Annotated in this window: 20 protein-coding genes; 18 read left to right on the top strand and 2 right to left on the bottom strand. The window is 70.5% G+C overall.

Annotation, left to right across the window (positions count from 1 at the left end; all coding sequences use genetic code 11):
• Window positions 1-34 precede the first annotated feature (34 nt).
• A complete protein-coding gene (locus tag GEV26_RS10255) occupies window positions 35-994 on the bottom strand; it encodes a type IV toxin-antitoxin system AbiEi family antitoxin domain-containing protein (RefSeq protein ID WP_153652978.1) in 960 nt (319 codons plus the stop codon).
• A gap of 148 nt (window positions 995-1,142) precedes the next feature.
• A complete protein-coding gene (locus GEV26_RS10250) occupies window positions 1,143-2,378 on the bottom strand; it encodes a DUF349 domain-containing protein (protein ID WP_153652977.1) in 1,236 nt (411 codons plus the stop codon).
• A 63-nt stretch (window positions 2,379-2,441) separates the two neighbouring features.
• On the opposite strand from GEV26_RS10250, the gene GEV26_RS10245 reads away from it, so the two are divergent.
• From GEV26_RS10245 to GEV26_RS10160, 18 genes are all read left to right on the top strand, one after another.
• The gene (locus GEV26_RS10245) at window positions 2,442-3,137 is read left to right on the top strand and encodes an MBL fold metallo-hydrolase (protein ID WP_153652976.1); all 696 of its coding nucleotides are present in this window, start codon (window positions 2,442-2,444) and stop codon (window positions 3,135-3,137) included.
• Window positions 3,137-4,438: a histidine--tRNA ligase gene (hisS, locus tag GEV26_RS10240; RefSeq protein ID WP_153652975.1), complete on the top strand. Its 1,302-nt coding sequence runs from the start codon at window positions 3,137-3,139 to the stop codon at window positions 4,436-4,438. Before GEV26_RS10245 ends, hisS begins: the two co-directional genes overlap by 1 nt.
• The gene (gene aspS, locus GEV26_RS10235) at window positions 4,435-6,201 is read left to right on the top strand and encodes an aspartate--tRNA ligase (RefSeq protein ID WP_153652974.1); all 1,767 of its coding nucleotides are present in this window, start codon (window positions 4,435-4,437) and stop codon (window positions 6,199-6,201) included. The genes hisS and aspS overlap by 4 nt, the downstream gene beginning before the upstream one ends.
• A gap of 173 nt (window positions 6,202-6,374) precedes the next feature.
• The gene (locus GEV26_RS10230) at window positions 6,375-7,739 is read left to right on the top strand and encodes a replication-associated recombination protein A (RefSeq protein ID WP_153652973.1); all 1,365 of its coding nucleotides are present in this window, start codon (window positions 6,375-6,377) and stop codon (window positions 7,737-7,739) included.
• Window positions 7,740-7,791: 52 nt separating this feature from the next.
• Window positions 7,792-8,259: a hypothetical protein gene (locus GEV26_RS10225; RefSeq protein WP_153652972.1), complete on the top strand. Its 468-nt coding sequence runs from the start codon at window positions 7,792-7,794 to the stop codon at window positions 8,257-8,259.
• Window positions 8,259-8,537, top strand: a complete 279-nt coding sequence (locus tag GEV26_RS10220; RefSeq protein WP_153652971.1) for a DUF6167 family protein — start codon at window positions 8,259-8,261, stop codon at window positions 8,535-8,537. The genes GEV26_RS10225 and GEV26_RS10220 overlap by 1 nt, the downstream gene beginning before the upstream one ends.
• The gene (alaS, locus tag GEV26_RS10215; RefSeq protein ID WP_153652970.1) at window positions 8,537-11,191 is read left to right on the top strand and encodes an alanine--tRNA ligase; all 2,655 of its coding nucleotides are present in this window, start codon (window positions 8,537-8,539) and stop codon (window positions 11,189-11,191) included. Before GEV26_RS10220 ends, alaS begins: the two co-directional genes overlap by 1 nt.
• Window positions 11,192-11,214: 23 nt before the next feature.
• Window positions 11,215-11,637: a Holliday junction resolvase RuvX gene (gene ruvX / locus GEV26_RS10210; protein ID WP_341769336.1), complete on the top strand. Its 423-nt coding sequence runs from the start codon at window positions 11,215-11,217 to the stop codon at window positions 11,635-11,637.
• A gap of 14 nt (window positions 11,638-11,651) precedes the next feature.
• Window positions 11,652-12,800 (top strand): endolytic transglycosylase MltG, encoded by a 1,149-nt coding sequence (mltG, locus tag GEV26_RS10205; protein ID WP_194839815.1) that lies wholly within the window; start codon window positions 11,652-11,654, stop codon window positions 12,798-12,800.
• Entirely contained in the window at window positions 12,797-13,600 is an 804-nt protein-coding gene (locus GEV26_RS10200) for a shikimate dehydrogenase (RefSeq protein WP_153652967.1), read from the top strand. The genes mltG and GEV26_RS10200 overlap by 4 nt, the downstream gene beginning before the upstream one ends.
• A gap of 9 nt (window positions 13,601-13,609) precedes the next feature.
• Window positions 13,610-14,299 carry a prepilin peptidase gene (locus GEV26_RS10195; protein ID WP_153652966.1) on the top strand — a complete coding sequence of 230 codons (690 nt, stop codon included), beginning with the start codon at window positions 13,610-13,612 and terminating at the stop codon, window positions 14,297-14,299.
• A gap of 57 nt (window positions 14,300-14,356) precedes the next feature.
• Entirely contained in the window at window positions 14,357-15,535 is a 1,179-nt protein-coding gene (aroC, locus tag GEV26_RS10190; RefSeq protein ID WP_153652965.1) for a chorismate synthase, read from the top strand.
• Window positions 15,532-16,041 (top strand): shikimate kinase, encoded by a 510-nt coding sequence (locus tag GEV26_RS10185; RefSeq protein WP_153933886.1) that lies wholly within the window; start codon window positions 15,532-15,534, stop codon window positions 16,039-16,041. Before aroC ends, GEV26_RS10185 begins: the two co-directional genes overlap by 4 nt.
• The gene (aroB, locus tag GEV26_RS10180) at window positions 16,038-17,126 is read left to right on the top strand and encodes a 3-dehydroquinate synthase (protein WP_153652963.1); all 1,089 of its coding nucleotides are present in this window, start codon (window positions 16,038-16,040) and stop codon (window positions 17,124-17,126) included. The genes GEV26_RS10185 and aroB overlap by 4 nt, the downstream gene beginning before the upstream one ends.
• The gene (locus tag GEV26_RS10175; protein WP_153652962.1) at window positions 17,123-18,190 is read left to right on the top strand and encodes a M24 family metallopeptidase; all 1,068 of its coding nucleotides are present in this window, start codon (window positions 17,123-17,125) and stop codon (window positions 18,188-18,190) included. Before aroB ends, GEV26_RS10175 begins: the two co-directional genes overlap by 4 nt.
• Window positions 18,190-18,753: an elongation factor P gene (efp, locus tag GEV26_RS10170; protein WP_153652961.1), complete on the top strand. Its 564-nt coding sequence runs from the start codon at window positions 18,190-18,192 to the stop codon at window positions 18,751-18,753. Before GEV26_RS10175 ends, efp begins: the two co-directional genes overlap by 1 nt.
• Window positions 18,753-19,163, top strand: coding sequence for a transcription antitermination factor NusB (gene nusB, locus GEV26_RS10165; RefSeq protein ID WP_153652960.1), 411 nt, complete (start codon window positions 18,753-18,755; stop codon window positions 19,161-19,163). Before efp ends, nusB begins: the two co-directional genes overlap by 1 nt.
• Before the next feature lie 90 nt (window positions 19,164-19,253).
• Entirely contained in the window at window positions 19,254-19,985 is a 732-nt protein-coding gene (locus tag GEV26_RS10160; RefSeq protein ID WP_153652959.1) for a WecB/TagA/CpsF family glycosyltransferase, read from the top strand.
• Window positions 19,986-19,995 lie beyond the last annotated feature (10 nt).

Here is a 19,995-nt window from a genome sequence, read left to right as displayed (position 1 = left end):
CTTCCCGCCCCGCGAGGAGCGGGTTCCGGCCCCGTCACGAGGCCCGCGCCGCCCTGCGGCGAGGGCGCCGCTGCCCCGTTCCCCACCACCGGGACAAGGGCGTGATCCCGAGCGCCTCGCCCAGCTCGTGCTCGAACGATGTGTCGTCGCCGAAGATGCGTTCTCGTGTGCCGATGACCCACTGCCATCCGTAGAGCTCCGAGAGATAGTCGCGGCGTCCCTGGTCGTGTCGACGGTGAACTTCGTCTGTGTGGAACTCACGGCCGTCGTACTCGGTGCCGATGAGCACGTCCGGATACGGCAGGTCGATGAAGTAGGACCGGCCGAAGTCGTCGATGACCTCGAACTGGGGCTCAGGTGGTGGCAGGCCGGCATCGAGGATGCGCAGCCGCTGCCAGGACTCGCCGGGCGACTGCGTCTTGGGCTCCACGAGCGCGGCGAGGCTGCGTGCCTGGACGATGCCCCGGTATCCCTTGAGCCGAGCGACGTACTCAGCGAGCTCGTCGACGTCGATCAGTCCTGCGTGGGCGAAGGCGTCCGCGGCGGCCAATGCGTACGGGCGGTACATGCGCCTCAGCAGGTCCGACGTGGTGCGCAGCGACGTGGTGACGAACAGTCCGTCGACGAACTCGATGTCGTCGCTGGAGATGATCGCCTGCCGGCCCATGCTCCCGGGCCGCTCCACCCTCGCCATGCCGTGCCGGACGACCATGGACGGCGTGAGGTCCCGGCGACGTCCGGGCGCGTGCACGTCGAGACCGCGGACCCAGGCAGCAGTCTCGTCGCAGACGATCGCGTTCTCGGGGGTGACGAGCGTCAGGGCACGAACCCGTCCGCTGCGGGAGTCGGGTACGGCGGCATCGACGTACACGCTGCGGAAGACGCGACGGACGAGTCCCTGGTCGAGTCGGAGCCGCAGCATCTTCGGGGTGAGGCCCAGCTCAGGTGCCTGGGCCGTCGTGAACGGAAACCCGTCGTTGATCAATGTCGCCATGTGGGGATGCAAGTACATGCAGCCCGGCGCGGTCCATCACGCCGTCCACAGGGGTGGGCGCCGCCTCGCGAGCGGGCGGTAACCCCCTCCTCAGCGGGCGGTAACCCCCTCGTCAGCGGGCGGTAACCCCCTCCTCAGCGGACGGGGGTCAGGAGAAGTCGGCCTGGGCCTTCTTGGCCATCTCGAGGAAGGCCTCCTTGGACTCCTTGTCGGCCGTCAGGTCCTTGACCTTCTTGGCGTCACCCTTCGCCTCGGCGGCCGCGATCTTCTCGCCCACCTCGTCGATCGCGCGCTGCAGCTTGCCGATCATGTCGTCCGCGCGGGCGGACTTCTCCGGATCGGTCTTCTTCCACTGGCTGTCGGTCGCGTCCTTGACGGCCTGCTCGATCTTGCGGATCCGGCCCTCGAACTCGCTGATCTTGGCGCGCGGCACCTTGCCCGCGGCCTCCCAGCGGTCGGCGATGTCGAGCCACGCCTTGCGGGCGGCGTCCACGTTGGTGATCGGCAGCAGCTTCTCGGCGTCGGCGAGGATCTCGAGCTTCTTCTCGGCGTTGACCTCGTACTCGGCGTCGAGCTCGGCGTTGGCCTCGTCCCGCGCGGTGAAGAACGCGTCCTGGGCGGCGCGGAACCGCTTCCAGAGCTTGTCCTCGACGTTGCGCGGTGCGGAGCCGGCCTTCTTCCACTCGGCCATCAGGTCGCGGTACTTGCCCGCTGTCGGACCCCACTCGGTCGACGTCGACAGTGCCTCGGCCTCGGCGATGAGCCGCTCCTTGGTGACCTTGGCGGCCTCGCGGAGGGTCGACTGCTCGCCGAAGTGGCTCTTGCGGCGACGTGTGTACGTCGTGCGCGCCGAGCTGAAGCGGTGCCACAGCTCGTCGTCGGCGGACTTGCTGAGACGGGGGAGCGCCTTCCACTCCTCCAGCAGGGCGCGGAGCTTGTCGGCGCCGGCCTTCCAGTCATTGCCCGCGGCGATCTTCTCGGCCGCCTCGGCGATGCGCGTCTTCTCCGTCGCGGCCTCGGCGACCTTGGCCGCACGCTCGACCTTGCGCTCCTCGCGGTGCTTGTCGATCGCCGGCTGCAGGGCGTCGAGGCGCTTGACGAGCGAGTCGAGGTCTCCCATCGCCTGGGCGTCGACGAGCTGCGCACGCACCTTCGTCATCGCCTTGGCGGCGTCGTCGGGGGACAGCGTGCCACCCTCCAGCCGCTTCTCCAGGAGGTCGACCTCGACCTCGAGTCCCTCGAAGCGTCGGACGTACAAGGCCATCGCCTCGGCGGGGTCACCGCCGGGCCACTGGCCGATCAGTCGTTCACCGTCGGTGGTCTTCACGTAGACGTTGCCGTCATCGTCGACACGACCCCAAGGGTTCGTGGGCGCAGAGCTCATGAGCCACAGTCTAGGTGCAGGCGCGCTCGGGGCATCTCACCCGCCTCGCGTACCCTGTGCCACGTGCTCCTCACGTCATTTCCTGCCGGTCCGTTGCAGGCGAACTGCTACCTCGTCTCACGTGGCCCGGGCACGGGCTGTGCGATCGTCGATCCCGGCATGGACGCGATGGACGGCGTGCGCCAGGTCGTCGCCGAGCACGACCTGCGGCCCCAGGCCGTCCTCATCACCCACGGGCACTTCGACCACATGTGGAACGCCCAGGACGTCGCGGCGACGTACGACTGCCCGGTCTGGATCCACCCCGATGACCGGCACCTGCTGAGCGACCCGATGGCCGCGATCTCGGGCCAGTCCGCCGCGATGCTGCGGAGCCAGCTGGGCATGACCGAGATGCCCGAGTTCGCCGAGCCGGCCGACGTGCGCGATGCGGTCGACGGCGCCGAGATCGAGGTCGACGGGCTGACCTTCGCGGTCGACCACGTGCCGGGTCACACCCCGGGCACGGTCTTCTACCGCGTCGACTACGACGGGCCCGAGGACGTCTCGCAGATCATGTTCTCCGGCGACTTCCTGTTCGCCGGCTCGATCGGGCGCACCGACCTGACCGGCGGCTCACACCCCCAGATGCTCGACAGCCTGCGTGACCGCGTCCTCCCGCTGGCCGACGACGTCGTCGTGCTGCCCGGGCACGGCGGGCAGACGTCGATCGGCCGCGAGCGCGCGACCAACCCCTTCCTCGAGGAGCTGATGTCCTGATGGCGACCAAGCTGTCGGGCTTCCCCGAGTTCCTGCCGCGCGAGCGGATCGTCGAGCAGCAGGTGCTGGACCACCTGCGCCGCACGTTCGAGCTCCACGGCTTTGCGGGCATCGAGACGCGCGCGGTCGAGCCGCTCGACGTCCTGCTGCGCAAGGGCGAGATCGACAAGGAGGTCTACGCCGTCAAGCGGCTGGCCGCCGCGGACGGGGAGCCGGCCGAGCTCGCGCTGCACTACGACCTGACGGTCCCGTTCGCCCGGTACGTCCTGGAGAACGCGGGCAAGCTCGAGTTCCCGTTCCGCCGCTGGCAGATCCAGAAGGTCTGGCGCGGTGAGCGTCCCCAGCAGGGTCGCTTCCGCGAGTTCACCCAGGCCGACATCGACATCGTCGCGCGGGACGTGCTGCCGTTCCACTTCGACATCGAGGTCGCCCGCGTGATGGCCGAGGCGCTGGCCGGGCTGCCGATCCCGACGCCCACCCTCCAGATCAGCAACCGCAAGATCCTCGAGGGCTTCTACCTGGGGCTGGGCATCGAGCAGCCCGCGGCCGTCATGCAGGTCGTCGACAAGCTCGACAAGGTGCCGGCGGACAAGATCCGCGAGCTCCTGCTCGAGCAGGGGCTCGACGGGACGCAGGCCGATCGCGTGCTGGCGCTGGCCGAGATCGTCACGACCGACACCTCCTTCGTGGCGCGCGTCGAGGCGCTCGGCGTCGAGCACGAGATGCTCGCCGAGGGCCTGTCCGAGCTCGCCCAGGTCGTCGAGGGCGCCGGAGGGGTCGAGGGCGTCATCGTCACGGCCGACCTGCGCATCGCCCGCGGCCTGGACTACTACACCGGCACGGTCTTCGAGACCCGGCTGGCCGGCTGGGAGCACCTCGGCTCGATCTGCTCGGGCGGCCGCTACGACCAGCTCGCGCAGGACCGCCGCTCGACGTACCCTGGCGTCGGCATCTCGCTCGGCGTCTCGCGCCTGCTCGTGCCGCTCGGCCTGTCGGCGTCCCGCTCGGTGCCGTCCGCGGTGCTCGTCGCGGTGGACTCGGAGGACTCGCGCGCCGAGAGCAATGCGATCGCCGGACGTCTGCGGGCGCGCGGCATCCCCACGGAGGTCGCCGCGAAGGCCGACAAGTTCGGCAAGCAGATCCAGAACGCCGAGAAGCGCGGGATCCCGTACGTCTGGTTCCCGCCGTCCGCCGTCAAGGACATCCGCAGCGGTGACCAGGTCGACGCCGACCCGGACCAGTGGATGCCACCTACCATCGACTTGACCCCCTCGATCTCCCCCAAGGAGCAGAACACGTGATCCGCACCCATGACGCCGGAAGCCTGCGCGCCGAGAACATCGGCCAACAGGTCACGCTCGCCGGATGGGTCGCGCGTCGGCGAGACCACGGCGGTGTCGCCTTCATCGATCTGCGCGAGGCCTCGGGCGTCGTGCAGGTCGTCGTCCGCGAGGAGGTCGCGCACCAGCTGCGCGCCGAGTACTGCATCAAGGTCGTCGGCACCGTCCAGCAGCGGCCCGCGGGCAACGAGAACTCCGCGATCCCGACCGGTGAGATCGAGGTCATCGCGGACGACGTCGAGATCCTCAGCGCCGCGGCACCCCTGCCGTTCCCGATCGACGACCACGTGGATGTGGGCGAGGAGGCGCGCCTGAAGTACCGCTACCTCGACCTGCGCCGCTCGGGCCCCGCAGCGGCGATCCGTCTGCGCAGCAAGGTCAACGCCGCGGCCCGTGAGGTGCTGGCCGGGCGCGACTTCGTCGAGATCGAGACGCCGACGCTGACCCGCTCCACCCCTGAGGGCGCCCGTGACTTCCTCGTCCCGGCCCGGCTCAAGCCCGGCAGCTGGTACGCGTTGCCGCAGAGCCCGCAGCTGTTCAAGCAGCTGCTGATGGTCGGCGGCATGGAGCGCTACTACCAGATCGCGCGCTGCTACCGCGACGAGGACTTCCGCGCCGACCGCCAGCCCGAGTTCACCCAGCTCGACATCGAGATGAGCTTCGTCGAGCAGGCCGACGTCATCGAGCTGATGGAAGACATCATCCGCGCGATGTGGTCGCTCATCGGCTACGAGGTGCCGACTCCCATCCCGCACATGACGTACGCGGACGCGATGCGCCGCTTCGGCTCGGACAAGCCCGACCTGCGCATGGGCCAGGAGCTCGTCGAGTGCACCGAGTTCTTCAAGGACACCTCGTTCCGGGTGTTCCAGGCCGAGTACGTCGGTGCGGTCGTCATGCCGGGCGGAGCCTCCCAGCCGCGGCGTCAGTTCGACGCGTGGCAGGAGTGGGCCAAGCAGCGTGGTGCGAAGGGTCTCGCGTACGTCACGATCTCCGAGGACGGCGAGCTCGGCGGTCCGGTGGCCAAGAACCTGTCGGACGCCGAGCGGGCCGGTCTGGCCGGCCACGTCGGCGCGAAGCCGGGCGACTGCATTTTCTTCGGCGCCGGTGCCACGAAGGCGACTCGGGGCCTGCTGGGCGCTGCCCGCCTGGAGATCGGCGAGCGCTGCGGCCTGATCGACAAGAACGCCTGGGAGTTCGTCTGGGTCGTCGACGCGCCGCTGTTCGAGCCCTCCGGTGACGCGGTGGCGTCCGGTGACGTGGCGGTCGGCAAGGGCGCGTGGACCGCGGTGCACCACGCGTTCACCTCGCCGCAGGACCTCGAGACGTTCGACACCGATCCGGGCAACGCGCTCGCCTGGGCGTACGACATCGTCTGCAACGGCAGCGAGCTGGGCGGCGGGTCGATCCGTATCCACCGCGAGGACATCCAGAAGCGGGTGTTCGCGGTCATGGGCATCGAAGAGGCCGAGGCGCAGGAGAAGTTCGGCTTCCTGCTCGACGCGTTCACGTTCGGCGCCCCGCCGCACGGCGGCATCGCGGTCGGCATGGACCGGATCTGCGCGATGCTCGCCGGTGCGGACTCGATCCGTGAGGTCATCGCTTTCCCGAAGTCCGGCGGCGGCTACGACCCGCTGACCGCGGCGCCCGCGCCGATCACGCCCGAGCAGCGCCGCGACGCCGGCGTCGACTGGAAGCCGAAGGCGGAGACTCCCGACGCCTGAGGCGCACCTCGGGCGCGGATTCCCAGGAGAACCCCGGAACCCGGCACCTCACCCCTGTTGCGACAGGGGAGAGGTGCCGGGTTCCTGCGTGACCCGGTGAGGAAACCGGGGTTCTCCTGGGAATCGGGTGATGGGCGGGGGCGGGGGTCGGTGGGGGCAACTAGGCTCGGGGCATGAGCTCCGACGGCCTGTTCGACATCCCGGACGCTCCGCCGACGACGGGCAGCGGTGGGGGAAGCCTCAGCGGCAACACCCACTCCTCGGCGCCGCTGGCCGTACGCATGCGGCCGCGCTCGCTCGACGAGCTCGTGGGCCAGCAGCACCTGCTCGCGCCGGGCTCCCCGTTGCGGCAGATGATCGACGGCAACCAGCCGCTCACGATCCTGCTGTGGGGCCCGCCCGGCACGGGCAAGACCACGATCGCGAGCCTGCTGAGCGCCCACACCGACCGCCGCTTCGTCGAGGTCTCGGCGGTGTCCGCAGGCGTCAAGGAGGTCCGCGAGACGATCGCCGGCGCCCGCCGGGCCCTCGCGCAGACCGGTGTCGAGACTGTTTTGTTCGTCGACGAGGTGCACCGGTTCAGCAAGTCCCAGCAGGACGCCCTGCTGCCCGGTGTCGAGAACAGGTGGGTGTCGCTGGTCGCGGCGACGACCGAGAACCCGCACTTCAGCGTGATCTCGCCGCTGCTGAGCCGCAGCCTGCTGCTCACCCTGGAGAGCCTCACCGACGACGACATCGGCGTGCTGGTCGACCGCGCGCTCACCGACAAGCGTGGTCTCGGTGGTGCGGTGACGCTGACCGAGGAGGCCAGGTCCCATCTCGTACGCCTCGCGGGCGGCGACGGCCGGCGCGTGCTGACGTACCTCGAGGCCGCCGCGGGTGCCGCCACGACCCAGGGCAAGGCCGAGATCGACGTCGAGGACGCGGCGCTCGCGGTCGACAAGGCGGCGGTCCGCTACGACCGGCAGGGCGATCAGCACTACGACGTCATCAGTGCGTTCATCAAGTCGATCAGGGGCTCCGACGTCGACGCCGCGCTGCACTACCTGGCGCGGATGATCGAGGCGGGGGAGGACCCGCGCTTCATCGCCCGCCGGCTGATGATCCATGCGAGCGAGGACATCGGCATGGCCGACCCGACCGCGCTGCCGCTGGCCACCGCGACCGCGCAGGCCGTCGCCATGATCGGCTTCCCCGAGGCCCGGATCCCGCTGGCCCAGGCCGTGATCCACCTCGCGGCCGCCCCCAAGTCCAACTCGGTCGTGGTCGCGATCGACCGCGCACAGGCCGACGTCCGCGCGGGCAAGGTCGGCACGGTGCCGCCCGCGCTGCGTGACGCGCACTACTCGGGGGCCAAGAAGCTCGGGCACGGGCACGACTACCGCTACCCGCACAACGACCCGCGCGGCGTGGTCGGTCAGCAGTACGCACCCGACGACGTCGACGGCGCGACCTACTACGAGCCCGGCGACCACGGATTCGAGGCCCGGGTCAGCGAACGGCTCGCGATGATCCGCAAGATCCTGCGCGACCGTTGAGCCCCGCGGCCAGCGCATTGATCCTCGCCGTCGTCGCGATAGGCTCGTCCTCGTGTCGACAGAGGTCGTGATCCTGGTGGCGACCGCAGTGCTCGCTGCGGTCGCGATCTGCGCTGCCCTGATCGCGGTGCGCGCGGTGCGCCGCATCACGCGCGCCGAGACCGCACTGCCGGCTCCCGAGCCGGCGGTGACCCGGCCCGCGGAGATCGTGCTCCACGAGCCCGAGGCACCGGCCGCGGTCGTCTCCGACGAGCTCGTCCCACGTGTCGTGGAGGGGCGCCTCGTCGTCCCTCCGAGCGAGCAGCAGGTCGTGCAGGCCGCGCTCGGTCGCCCGGGCGTCCGCCTGTCGGTGTACGCCCACGGCTTCGCGCACGCCCTGCGGGCCGAGAGCCGCGACCGCATCGCCGCGATGATGCGCCGCGAGTTCCGTCGCCGTCGGCGCGAACGCCTGCAGGCCGGCCGGCGGGCCGTGCGCTCGGCCCGGCCGTCGTCACCTTCCGACGAATGGCTGGGGTCCTGATGAGGTCGCGCATCGTGTGGTTCGTCGCGGGCTCCGCGGCCGGGATCTACAGCACCGTCAAGACCCGCCGCGCCGCCTACCGGTTGTCGGCACCCGGCCTCGTCGACCAGGCCGCGGCGCTCGGCCTCGGCTGGCGGGCGTTCAGTGCCGAGATGCAGGACGGCATGCAGACCCGTGAGCGCGACATCATCCGTCGGCTGACCGACGACCCCCAGTCCTCCCTGAGCCTCGAGGCGAACCGCCCCGACGAGGCCGCACCCGACAAGAAGGCAACCTGATGCAGACCGCGGAGATCCGCCGCCGATTCCTCGACCACTTCGAGAAGGCGGGACACACCGTCGTGCCCTCGGCGCCGTTGCTGTTCGACGACCCCAACCTCTTGTTCGTCAACGCCGGCATGGTGCCGTTCAAGCCGTACTTCCTCGGCCAGGAGACCCCGCCGTGGCACACCGCGACGAGCGTGCAGAAGTGCGTGCGCACCCTCGACATCGAGGAGGTCGGCAAGACCACCCGCCACGGCACGTTCTTCCAGATGAACGGCAACTTCTCGTTCGGTGACTACTTCAAGGAAGGCGCCATCACGCACGCGTGGGGCCTGATCACCGGATCCGTCGACGAGGGCGGCCTCGGCATCGACCCCGACAAGATCTGGGTCACGGTGCTGCACACCGATCAGGAGTCGCGCGCGCTGTGGAAGAAGGTCGCCGGGCTGCCCGACGAGCGCATCCAGGACCGCGGCCTGCTCGACAACTACTGGCACATGGGCGTCCCCGGACCGGGCGGACCCTGCAGCGAGATCTACGTGGACCGTGGCCCCGAGTTCGGCCCCGACGGCGGACCAATCGTCGACGAGGACCGCTTCCTGGAGATCTGGAACCTCGTGTTCATGCAGGAGGAGATCACCAACGTCCGCGCCAAGGACCAGTTCGACGTCCTCGGCGAGCTGCCCAACAAGAACATCGACACCGGCATGGGCCTGGAGCGGGTCGCGTACCTGCTCCAGGGCAAGCACAACCTCTACGAGATCGACGAGGTCTTCCCGGTCATCGAGAAGGCGTCGGAGGTCTCCGGTCGCGTCTACGGCAAGGACCACACCGACGACGTGCGCTTCCGGGTCATCGCCGACCACGTCCGCAGCGGGCTGATGCTGATGGGCGACGGCGTGACGCCGGGCAACGAGGCCCGCGGGTACGTCCTGCGCCGGCTGCTGCGCCGCGCGGTGCGCTCGATGCGCCTGCTCGGCTTCGAGGACCCCGCGCTGCCGCTGCTGCTGCCGGTCAGCCTGGAGCGCATGAAGGCGTCCTATCCCGAGCTCGAGGCCGACTTCCCGCGCATCGCACAGATCGCGTACGCGGAGGAGGACACGTTCCGCCAGACCCTCGGCAAGGGCACGCAGATCTTCGAGAGCGCAGCCGTCGCGGTCAAGGACAAGGGCGGCACCTCGCTGTCCGGCGACCAGGCGTTCGCCCTGCACGACACGTACGGCTTCCCGATCGACCTGACGCTGGAGATGGCCTCGGAGCAGGGCCTCAGCGTCGACGAGGAGGGCTTCCGCGCGCTCATGGCCGAGCAGCGCTCGCGCGCCAAGGCCGACGCCAGGGCCAAGAAGGGCAGCCACGCCGACACCACGGTCTACCGCGCCGCGCTCGACGCCAACGGCCCGACCGACTGGCAGGCGTACACGACGCTCACCACCGAGTCGCGCGTGCTCGCGCTCATCGCGGCAGGCTCCACCGTGCTGGCGATCGCCGCCGGCACGATCGGTGAGGTCGTGCTCGACCGCACCCCGTTCTATGCCGAGTCAGGCGGCCAGAACGCAGACGCCGGCCACCTCGTGTGGGACGGCGGACGCGCCGAGGTGCTCGACGTGCAGCGTCCCGTGCGCGGTCTCGTCGTGCACCAGGTGCGTGTGCTCGACGGTGAGCTCACCCTCGACGCCACGCTCGAGGCGGCCGTCGACCCGGAGTGGCGTCTCGGCGCGCGCCAGGCGCACTCGGGCACCCACATCGTGCACGCGGCGCTGCGCGAGGTGCTCGGCCCCACCGCGCTGCAGTCCGGCTCCTACAACCGGCCCGGCTACCTGCGCCTCGACTACGGCTGGAGCGGCGCGCTGTCGCCCGAGCAGCTGCACAGCGTCGAGGAGGTCTCCAACCGCGCGCTGCGCGCGGACCTGCCCGTCACCGCACGCATCATGTCGCTGGCCGCGGCCCGCGAGTGGGGAGCCCTCGCGCTGTTCGGCGAGACGTACGGCGAGGACGTGCGCGTCGTCGAGATCGGCGGACCGTGGTCCCGCGAGCTGTGCGGCGGCACCCACGTCGACCACTCCTCGCAGGTCGGCACGGTCGTCATCACGTCCGACGGATCGGTCGGCGCGGGCAACCGGCGCGTCGAGGCCCTCACCGGCATCGAGGGCTTCCAGTACCTCGCCAAGGAGCGCGACGTCGTCCGCCAGCTCACCGACATCCTCAAGACCCAGCCCGACGACGTGCCCGGCCGCGTGCAGGACCTGATGGACCGCCTCAAGGCAGCCGAGAAGGCGGCCGAGAAGATCAAGGCCGCGCAGCTGCTCGGCGCCGCAGGCGACATCGCCGCATCGGCCAAGGACGTGGGCGGCGTCGCGTACGTCGGTCACCACGCTGCCGGTGCGGGCGGGGGAGACGTGCGCACGATCGCGCTCGACATCCGCAAGCGCCTCGCCGACCGTCCCGCGGTCGTCGTCGTGATCGGCGACGCGGGCGACAAGCCCGCCGCGGTCGTGGCGCTCAACCCTGCGGCCCAGGAGCGTGGACTGTCGGCCAACGACCTCATCAAGGTCGTCGGCCAGCAGATCGGCGGCAAGGGCGGCGGCAAGGCGGACGTCGCGCAGGGCGGCGGCTCCGACGTCGCCGGCATCCCGGCCGCGCTCGCGGCGGTCGAGGCGGCGCTCGCCTGATGCGCCGCGGGAGACGGCTCGGCGTGGACGTCGGTGACGTCCGGATCGGCATCGCGGTGAGCGATCCGGACGGGATCCTGGCGACGCCCGTCGAGACCGTGGCGGCCGGGCCCGGCGCGATCCCGCGGATCGCCGAGCTCGTCGCGGAGCTCGACGTCCTCGAGTGCGTCGTGGGCCTGCCGATGGGGCTGTCGGGCCGTGAGGGGCCTGCGGCGACCAAGGTGCGGGCGTTCTGCGCAAAGCTGCTCCCGGCCATCTCGCCGGTCCCGATCCGGCTGTTCGACGAGCGGATGACGACCACCAGCGCCCACAGCCTGCTGCGCCAGGGCGGGCGCTCGTCCCGCACCACGCGGGGCATCATCGACCAGGCTGCCGCTACGGTGATCCTCCAAACGGCATTGGACTCCGAACGGACCCGTGGCTCTGCACCGGGCGAGAGCACATGAGGGACGGCAGACGTATGAGTGACAGTGGACTTGACCTGATGACGGACGGCCAGGCACAGCAGCCACCCGGCCCCGGCCGCCGACGCGCGAGCAGCCCTCCCCGCAAGCCGTGGGGCCGCCGCCTCGTGGCGCTCGTGGTGGTCGTCGCGCTCCTGCTCGCCGCGTGGTTCGGCTACCAGAAGATCTCGGACATGATGAGCGGTCCCGAGGACTACGTGGGCCAGGGCACGGGCAAGGTCACCGTTCAGATCCCGTCGGGAGCCGGCGGCCAGCAGATCGCGACCATCCTCAAGGACGCCGGCGTGGTCAAGAGCGCCGAGGCGTTCTACCAGCTCGCGATCAAGGACTCCCGCTTCCAGTCGGTGCAGGCGGGCTACTTCTCCCTGCGCAAGAAGATGTCCGCCGAGGCCGCGCTGGTGGCCCTGATCGACAAGGGCAACCGGGTCGAGGGCAAGGTCACGATCCCCGAGGGCGCCCGGGTCGGCCAGATCGTCGAGCTGATCGCCGCCAACAGCGAGATCAAGGAGAAGGACCTGCTGGCCGCGCTCGACAAGCCCGAGACGCTGGGCCTGCCGGACGTCGCCAACCTCAACCCCGAGGGCTACCTGTTCCCCGCGACGTACGAGATCCCGCCGGGCACCTCCGCGACGGACCTGCTCAAGCAGATGGTCGCCAAGACGCTCGATGTCGCGAAGTCGCTCGACATCGGCACCCGGGCCCGGGCGCTCGGCCTGACCGGCGAGGAGGTGCTGACCGTCGCGAGCATCCTGGAGTACGAGGCCAACAACGAGGAGGACTACGCCAAGGTCGCGCGCGTGCTCTACAACCGCATCGACCAGGGCATGCCTTTGCAGCTGGACTCGACCGTGTCGTACGTCAGCAAGCGCAAGGGCGACGTCTTCACGACGCCCGAGGAGCGTGCCGACCCGTCGAAGTACAACACGTACCAGAACGCGGGTCTGCCGCCTGGACCGATCGGGTCGCCGGGCGAGAAGACCATCGAGGCCGCGCTCAACCCGGCCGAGGGCTCCTGGCTGTTCTTCGTCGCGGTGAACCTGGAGACCGGCGAGACGGTCTTCTCCGACACCTTCGGCGAGCACAACAAGGCGGTCGCGCAGCTGCAGGAGTACTGCAAGACGGCTCCGGAGGGTGTCTGCGGATGATCTGTGCCGTCGTGGGCTCGCCGATCGCCCACTCGCTGTCACCTGTGATGCACCGTGCGGCGTACGCCGAGCTCGGGCTGGACTGGGCCTACGAGGCGGTCGAGGTCCACGAGGGCGAGCTGGGCGCGTTCGTGGGTGCGCTCGGCGACGACGTGCGCGGACTGTCCGTGACCGCTCCGCTCAAGCGGGAGGCCGCGGCCGCCGCGCACCAGCACGACGAGGTCGTCGAGACCCTGGGCGTGGCCAACACGCTGGTCGTCGACGACGGGATGCTCTCGGCCTACAACACCGACGTGCCGGGAGCGATCGCCGCGATCCAGGAGGTCGGCGTCAAGGCGCCCCGCACCGCGCGCGTCCTGGGCGGCGGCGCGACGGCGACCTCGATGGCCCTGGCGCTGGTACGGCTCGGCGTCGAGGAGCTGAGCTTCGTCGTGCGGGACCCCGCGCGCGCGGTCGAGGCCACCCAGGTCGCCCGTGGACGGGGGATCGAGGTCCACGTGCGCAACATCGACGAGCCGTTGATCGAGAAGGTCGACCTGCTGGTGTCGACCGTGCCCGATGAGGCCGTCGGCTCCCGCTCGTACGAGCTCGCCGACTCCTCCCGGGCCGTCTTCGACGTCGTGTACGACCCGTGGCCGACCAGTCTCGGCCGGGCCGCCGTCGAGGCCGGCCTGCCGGTGGTCTCGGGCATCGACCTGCTCGCCCACCAGGCCGCCCTCCAGGTCGAGCTGATGACCGGCTCGATCGTCTCTCCACAGCTGCTCCGCGACGCCGCCCTGTCCGCCCTGTCTCCTCGCTAGTGTCAGGGGGTGACCGTCGCCCTCGCCGTCGTCGTCGCCGCCCTGATCGGTGCGGCCGGACCACTCGTGCTGCGACGACTGCCCGAGCCGCCCGAGCCGGACCGCGACCCGGACAAGATCGCATACGCCGTGCTGGCCGCGCGTCCGCTCGTGTCGTGGGCGCTCGCCGCAGCGGCCGCTCCGATGGCGGGAGTCGCGGCGTGGGCGATCGACGATCCCGAGCTCGTGCCCGTGTGGGTGCTGGTGACGGGCGTCGGCAGCTGGCTGGCGTACATCGACTGGCACACGCGGCTGCTGCCCTTCGCGGTGGTCTCGCGGCTCTACCTGGGCACCCTGCTGCTCGTGGCGGTCGGCGCGCTGCTGCTGGGTGACCCGGACGTGCTCGTGCACGCGATCGTGGCCAATGTGGTCGTCTACGTGATCTTCCGGGTGCTCCACTGGGCCGGGAGCCGGTTCTTCGGTGGTGCCTTCGGCTACGGGGACGTGCGGTTGTCGGGTGTGCTGGCCCTCGCGCTCGGCGCCCTCGGACGCAGCGAGGTGCTCGTCGGCATCTACGCGGGTTTCGTCCTCGGTGCGGTGCTCGGTGTCGTGCTGGCCAGGCTGCGGATCGTCGACCCGCAGGGCTACGCGTTCGGGCCCTACATGGTCGCCGGGGCCGTGATCGGCACGGCGTGGGGACCGGTCGTCCACGCCACCTGACCGTCCGCCGCACGACACGGGTCCGACGTGCAGCACGGGGCGTGGAAGAATCGCCCCATGCTTCGTTGGTTGACCGCTGGTGAGTCCCATGGCCCTGCGCTCGTCGCCGTCCTGGAAGGGCTCCCGGCGGGTGTGCAGGTGACCAGCAAGGAGATCCAGGCCGCCCTGGCCCGCCGCCGCCTCGGCTACGGCCGCGGCGCCCGCATGGCGTTCGAGCAGGACGAGCTCGAGATCGTCGGCGGCCTGCGGCACGGCATCACGATGGGCAGCCCGATCGCACTGCGCATCGGCAACAGCGAGTGGCCCAAGTGGGACCAGGTCATGTCCGCCGACCCGGTGGACCCCGAGGTGCTCGACGGCCTCAAGCGCAACGCGCCCCTGACGCGCCCGCGGCCCGGCCACGCCGACCTGGCCGGCATGCAGAAGTACGGCTTCGAGGAGGCCCGGCCGGTCCTGGAGCGGGCCAGCGCCCGCGAGACCGCAGCCCGCGTCGCGCTCGGCGAGATCGCGGCCCAGTTCGTCCAGCAGACGACCGGCGCGACGATCGTCTCGCACGTCGTCGAGCTCGGCACGGTCCGCGCGCCGGCCGGCGTGATCCCGTCCCACATGGACGTGGAAGCGCTCGACGCCGATCCCGTGCGCTGCTTCGACGCCGACGCGAGCGCCGCGATGGTCGCCGAGATCGACCTCGCGCACAAGGAGGGCGACACCCTGGGCGGTGTCGTCGAGGTCGTCGTCGAGGGACTGCCGCCGGGACTCGGCTCCTACACGCACTGGGACAAGCGCCTGGACGGCCGCCTCGCACAGGCCCTCATGGGCATCCAGGCCATCAAGGGCGTCGAGATCGGCGACGGCTTCGAGCTCGCGCGCACCCGTGGCTCGCTTGCGCACGACGAGATCGTCCCGACCGAGGACGGCATCCGTCGCCTGTCCGGTCGCGCCGGCGGCACCGAGGGCGGCATGACCACTGGCGAGCTGCTGCGCGTACGTGCTGCGATGAAGCCCATCGCCACGGTGCCGCGGGCTCTGCGCACGATCGACGTCGAGACCGGCGAGGAGGCGCGCGCGCACCACCAGCGCTCCGACGTGTGCGCGGTCCCCGCGGCCGGCATCGTCGCCGAGGCGATGGTCGCGCTCGTCGTCGCCGACGCCGTCGTCGAGAAGTTCGGCGGGGACTCGGTGGAGGAGACCCGGCGCAACGTCGAGGGCTACCTCGCCAACCTGAGGCTCCGTTGAGCCCCCTCGTCGTCCTCGTCGGTCCTCCCGGGGCGGGCAAGTCGACGGTCGCCGAGGCGCTCGCCTCTCGCCTGGGCGTGGGGTTCCGTGACACGGACGCCGACGTCGAGGCCCGCGCGGGTGTCCCGGTGTCCGAGATCTTCATCGACCAGGGCGAGGCCCACTTCCGCACGCTCGAGGAGGAGGCCGTCGCGGCCGCACTCGCCGAGCACGACGGCGTCCTGGCCCTCGGCGGGGGAGCCGTCCTCAGCGACGCCACCCGCGCACTGCTGGCGGGTCACCGGGTGGTCTTCCTCGACGTCGGCCTCGCCGCCGGGGTCTCGCGCGTCGGTATGAACGGCAACCGCCCGCTCCTTCTCGGGAACGTGCGCTCGCAGATGAAGGCACTCATGGACCGTCGACGTCCCCTGTACGACGAGGTGGCCCGCTTCACGATCGTGACCGACGACCTCGACCCGACCCAGGTCGTCGACCAGGTCGTTCGTCTCGTGGAGGAGGACCGATGACCACCCGCCTGACTGTCCCCACCGCGCAGCCGTACGACGTGGTGATCGGCAACGGCGTCCAGGACCAGCTGCCCGGTCTCGTCGGCCCGGACGCGCTGCGGGTCGCGATCATCCACGCACCGTCGATGCGCCGGCAGGCCGAGATCCTGCGCGCACCGCTCGTGGAGGACGACCTCGACGTGCACCTGATCGAGGTGCCCGACGGCGAGCAGGCCAAGACCGCGGACGTCCTCACGTTCTGCTGGAAGGTGCTCGGGGAGACCGGCTTCACCCGTTCGGACGTGATCGTCGGTCTCGGCGGGGGAGCCACGACCGACCTGGCCGGGTTCGTCGCCGCGAGCTGGCTGCGCGGGGTGCGGTTCATCAACGTGCCGACCACCGTGCTCGGCATGGTCGACGCCGCGGTCGGCGGCAAGACCGGCATCAACACCGCGCAGGGCAAGAATCTCGTCGGCGCGTTCCACGAGCCGGCCGGCGTGCTGTGCGACCTTGACGTCCTGCAGACCCTGCCGCCCGCCGAGATGCGCAGCGGCCTGGCCGAGGTCGCCAAGTGCGGCTTCATCGCCGACCGGTCCATCCTCGAGCTCATCGAGGCCGCGCCGGAGACCATTGCCGACCCCCGGTCGTCGATCGTTGCCGAGCTGATCACCAAGGGCATCGCGGTCAAGGCACGCACCGTCGCGGGCGATCTGCACGAGACCGGGGCGGACGGCTCGGTCGGCCGCGAGGCGCTCAACTACGGCCACACGCTCGGTCACGCGATCGAGCGCTTCGAGGGCTACCGCATCCGGCACGGCGAGGGGGTCGCGATCGGCATGGTGTTCGTCGCCGAGCTCGCGCACCGGGTGGGCCGCATCGACCGGGGGCTGCTCGACCGGCACCGCTCGGTGCTCGAGATCATCGGGCTCCCGACGACGTACCGGCCGGACGTCTGGGAGCCGCTGCTGGCAGCCATGCGCATGGACAAGAAGACCCGCGGCGACCAGCTGCGCTTCGTGGTGCTCGACGGGCTCGAGGAGCCGACCATCCTGGCGGGGCCCGAGGAGTCGGTGCTGGTCGACTCCTACCGGGCGATCTCGTCATGAGCACGGCGGCCCGGCGCACGCGCCTTGCGCGCGAGCTGGCCGACCGCGGTCTCGACGGCTTGTTCGTGACGACGCTGGTCAACGTCCGCTACCTCACGGGGTTCACCGGCTCCAACGGCGCGCTGCTCGTGCCGGCCGAGGGCGACGCGGTGTTCCTGACCGACGGCCGCTACCGGGACCAGGCCGACGCGGAGCTGCCCGACCTCGAGCACGTCATCACCCGCGACCTGCTCGGCGGCATGGCCGAGCGCACGCACCCCGGCACGTACGGCATCGAGTCGCACACGCTGAGCGTCGACGCGCACGCCCGCCTGGTCGAGCTCATGGCGGCGAGCTCCCTGCGCAGCGCCGGACGCGTCGTGGAGTCGCTGCGCGAGGTCAAGGACGACGCCGAGGTCGCGGCGCTGCGGTCCGCCTGCGACATCTCGACCCGTGCATTGGAGCAGGTGCTGGCCGGACGCCTCGTCGGACGTACCGAGCGCCAGGTCGCGCGCGAGCTCGAGAACACGATGCTCGACCTCGGTGCCGAGGCGATCGCCTTCGACACGATCCTCGCATCCGGACCGAACACCGCGATCCCGCACCACAGCCCCACCGACCGCGTCCTGGCGACCGGCGACCTGCTCAAGGCCGACTTCGGCGCGAGGGTCGACGGCTATCACGCGGACTGCACCCGGACCGTGGTGCTCGGGCGCGCGGACGACTGGCAGCGCGAGGTGCACGCGGCGGTCCGCGAGTCGCAGGCGGCGGGTCTGGAGCTGCTGCGCGACGGCGTCGCGGTGGCGGCGTCCGACACCGCCGCACGCGCCTCGTTGGAGGCTGCGGGCTGGCTGGAGGCCTTCACGACAGGGCTCGGGCACGGCGTCGGGCTCGAGATCCACGAGGACCCGTTCGTGTCGGGCACGCACGCAGGTAAACTGACCAGTCGCACCGTCCTCACGATGGAGCCGGGCATCTATGTGCCCGGCCGTGGGGGAGTGCGTATCGAAGACACCGTCCTCGTGACCGCGGGTGCCCCCGAGGTGCTCACCACGATGACCAAAGACCTCCTGGAGATTGGCTGATGGCCACCACGAACGACCTGAAGAACGGCATGGTGCTCAACATCGACGGACAGCTGTGGTCCATCGTGGAGTTCCAGCACGTCAAGCCCGGCAAGGGTCCGGCCTTCGTCCGGACCAAGATGAAGAACGTCGAGTCGGGCAAGGTCGTCGACAAGACGTTCAACGCCGGCACGAAGGTGGAGACCGCGACGGTCGACAAGCGCACGATGCAGTACCTCTACAACGACGGCACGAGCTACGTGTTCATGGACACCACGACGTTCGAGCAGACCGAGGTCTCGCCCGCGGTCATGGGCGACACCGTCGGCTTCCTGCTGGAGAACCAGGAAGCGGTCGTCGCGACCAACGAGGGCCGCGTCCTGTTCGTCGAGCTGCCGGCCTCGGTCGAGCTCGTCGTGCAGCACACCGACCCGGGCCTGCAGGGCGACCGCTCGAGCGGTGGCACCAAGCCCGCGACGCTGGAGACCGGCAAGGAGATCCAGGTCCCGCTGTTCATCACCACCGGCGAGAAGATCAAGGTCGACACCCGTGACGCAAGCTATCTCGGTCGTGTGAAGGCCTGATGTCGGCACGGACGAAGTCACGCAAGCGCGCCCTCGACATCCTCTTCGAGTCGGAGGCGCAGAACCTCCCGACCGGCGGGACCCTGCCCGACCGGGTCGGTGACACCGAGTACCCGGTCAACGAGTACGCGGTGGCGCTCGTCGAGGGCGTCGTGGCGCACCGTGAGCGGCTCGACCAGATCATCAGCGACAACGCGAAGGACTGGACCCTCGACCGCATGCCGGCCGTGGACCGCAACCTGCTCCGCATCGGCGCGTACGAGATCCTCTACCTCGACGACGTCCCCGACGCGGTCGCCGTCAGCGAGGCGGTCAACCTCGCGAGCGATCTGTCCACCGACGAGTCGCCGTCGTTCGTCAACGGGCTGCTCAGCCGGATCGTGGAGCTGAAGCCGACGCTGATCGGCTGAGGTCGTCCGTCGTCCCGCGTCATGATCGGCGTGGTGCGTCCTCTTCCATGGTGAGGCCCACAGGTCTCGCTGGGAGACAGGGGAACGCGCGTGATCACCGACGAGCTGATCGACCTCATGGCCGAGAAGTGCATCCTGAACGACGAGGACTTCGACGCCGCGGTGCTCGACGATCAGCCCAAGCGCATCCAGACGGTCAACCTGCACCACCTGGCGCTGGCCGCGAGGTCCGACGACTTCGCCCGGACGATCGAGCGGGCCGACTACATCACCGCCGACGGCTGGCCCATCGTGTCGCTCATGCGCTCGCGCGGCATCGACCCCGAGCGGGTCACGGGCTCGGAGTTCATCGAGCGGATGCTCGCGGGGCGCCAGTTCCACGGCAAGAAGGCCGCGCTGCTCGGGGCGGATCGCCACGTGGGTCACGACTTCCGCGGGCAGCTGCACGACTCGGGCCTGCACGTCGTCTTCCGCGAGCACGGCAACCGGCGCGACTGGAAGCCCAAGCGGCTGGCCAAGAAGCTGCAGAAGTACGGGGTCGACCTGCTGATCGTCGCCGTCACCCCGCCGTTCGGCGACATGATCGGCGAGGAGGTCCGCAAGGCGGGCTTCAGCGGGGTCGTGGTCAACGTCGGCGGCGCGGTCAACATGGCCACCGGCAACGCAGCGATGGCCCCGACCTGGGTCCGGGCCATGAAGATCGAGTGGTTCTACCGCCTCGCGCAGGAGCCCCGTCGGCTCTTCCGCCGCTACTTCGTGGAGTGCCTGCCCGTCTTCGTCAAGTACGTGCTGCCCCACTACTGGCGCCGCGCCCGCGTCTGAGCCGGGACAC

This window comes from Aeromicrobium yanjiei (assembly GCF_009649075.1).
GTDB lineage: Bacteria > Actinomycetota > Actinomycetes > Propionibacteriales > Nocardioidaceae > Aeromicrobium > Aeromicrobium yanjiei.
This window is presented reverse-complemented; position numbering and strand designations above follow the sequence as displayed.

Excerpts from the sequence above, each read along its gene's own strand:
- GEV26_RS10255 (WP_153652978.1), bottom strand. The coding sequence starts at position 994 with ATGGCGACATTGATCAACGACGGGTTTCCGTTCACGACGGCCCAGGCA.
- GEV26_RS10250 (WP_153652977.1), bottom strand. The coding sequence starts at position 2,378 with ATGAGCTCTGCGCCCACGAACCCTTGGGGTCGTGTCGACGATGACGGC.
- hisS (WP_153652975.1), top strand. The coding sequence starts at position 3,137 with ATGGCGACCAAGCTGTCGGGCTTCCCCGAGTTCCTGCCGCGCGAGCGG.
- GEV26_RS10230 (WP_153652973.1), top strand. The coding sequence starts at position 6,375 with ATGAGCTCCGACGGCCTGTTCGACATCCCGGACGCTCCGCCGACGACG.
- GEV26_RS10220 (WP_153652971.1), top strand. The coding sequence starts at position 8,259 with ATGAGGTCGCGCATCGTGTGGTTCGTCGCGGGCTCCGCGGCCGGGATC.
- alaS (WP_153652970.1), top strand. The coding sequence starts at position 8,537 with ATGCAGACCGCGGAGATCCGCCGCCGATTCCTCGACCACTTCGAGAAG.
- mltG (WP_194839815.1), top strand. The coding sequence starts at position 11,652 with ATGAGTGACAGTGGACTTGACCTGATGACGGACGGCCAGGCACAGCAG.
- GEV26_RS10200 (WP_153652967.1), top strand. The coding sequence starts at position 12,797 with ATGATCTGTGCCGTCGTGGGCTCGCCGATCGCCCACTCGCTGTCACCT.
- aroC (WP_153652965.1), top strand. The coding sequence starts at position 14,357 with ATGCTTCGTTGGTTGACCGCTGGTGAGTCCCATGGCCCTGCGCTCGTC.
- aroB (WP_153652963.1), top strand. The coding sequence starts at position 16,038 with ATGACCACCCGCCTGACTGTCCCCACCGCGCAGCCGTACGACGTGGTG.
- GEV26_RS10175 (WP_153652962.1), top strand. The coding sequence starts at position 17,123 with ATGAGCACGGCGGCCCGGCGCACGCGCCTTGCGCGCGAGCTGGCCGAC.
- efp (WP_153652961.1), top strand. The coding sequence starts at position 18,190 with ATGGCCACCACGAACGACCTGAAGAACGGCATGGTGCTCAACATCGAC.
- nusB (WP_153652960.1), top strand. The coding sequence starts at position 18,753 with ATGTCGGCACGGACGAAGTCACGCAAGCGCGCCCTCGACATCCTCTTC.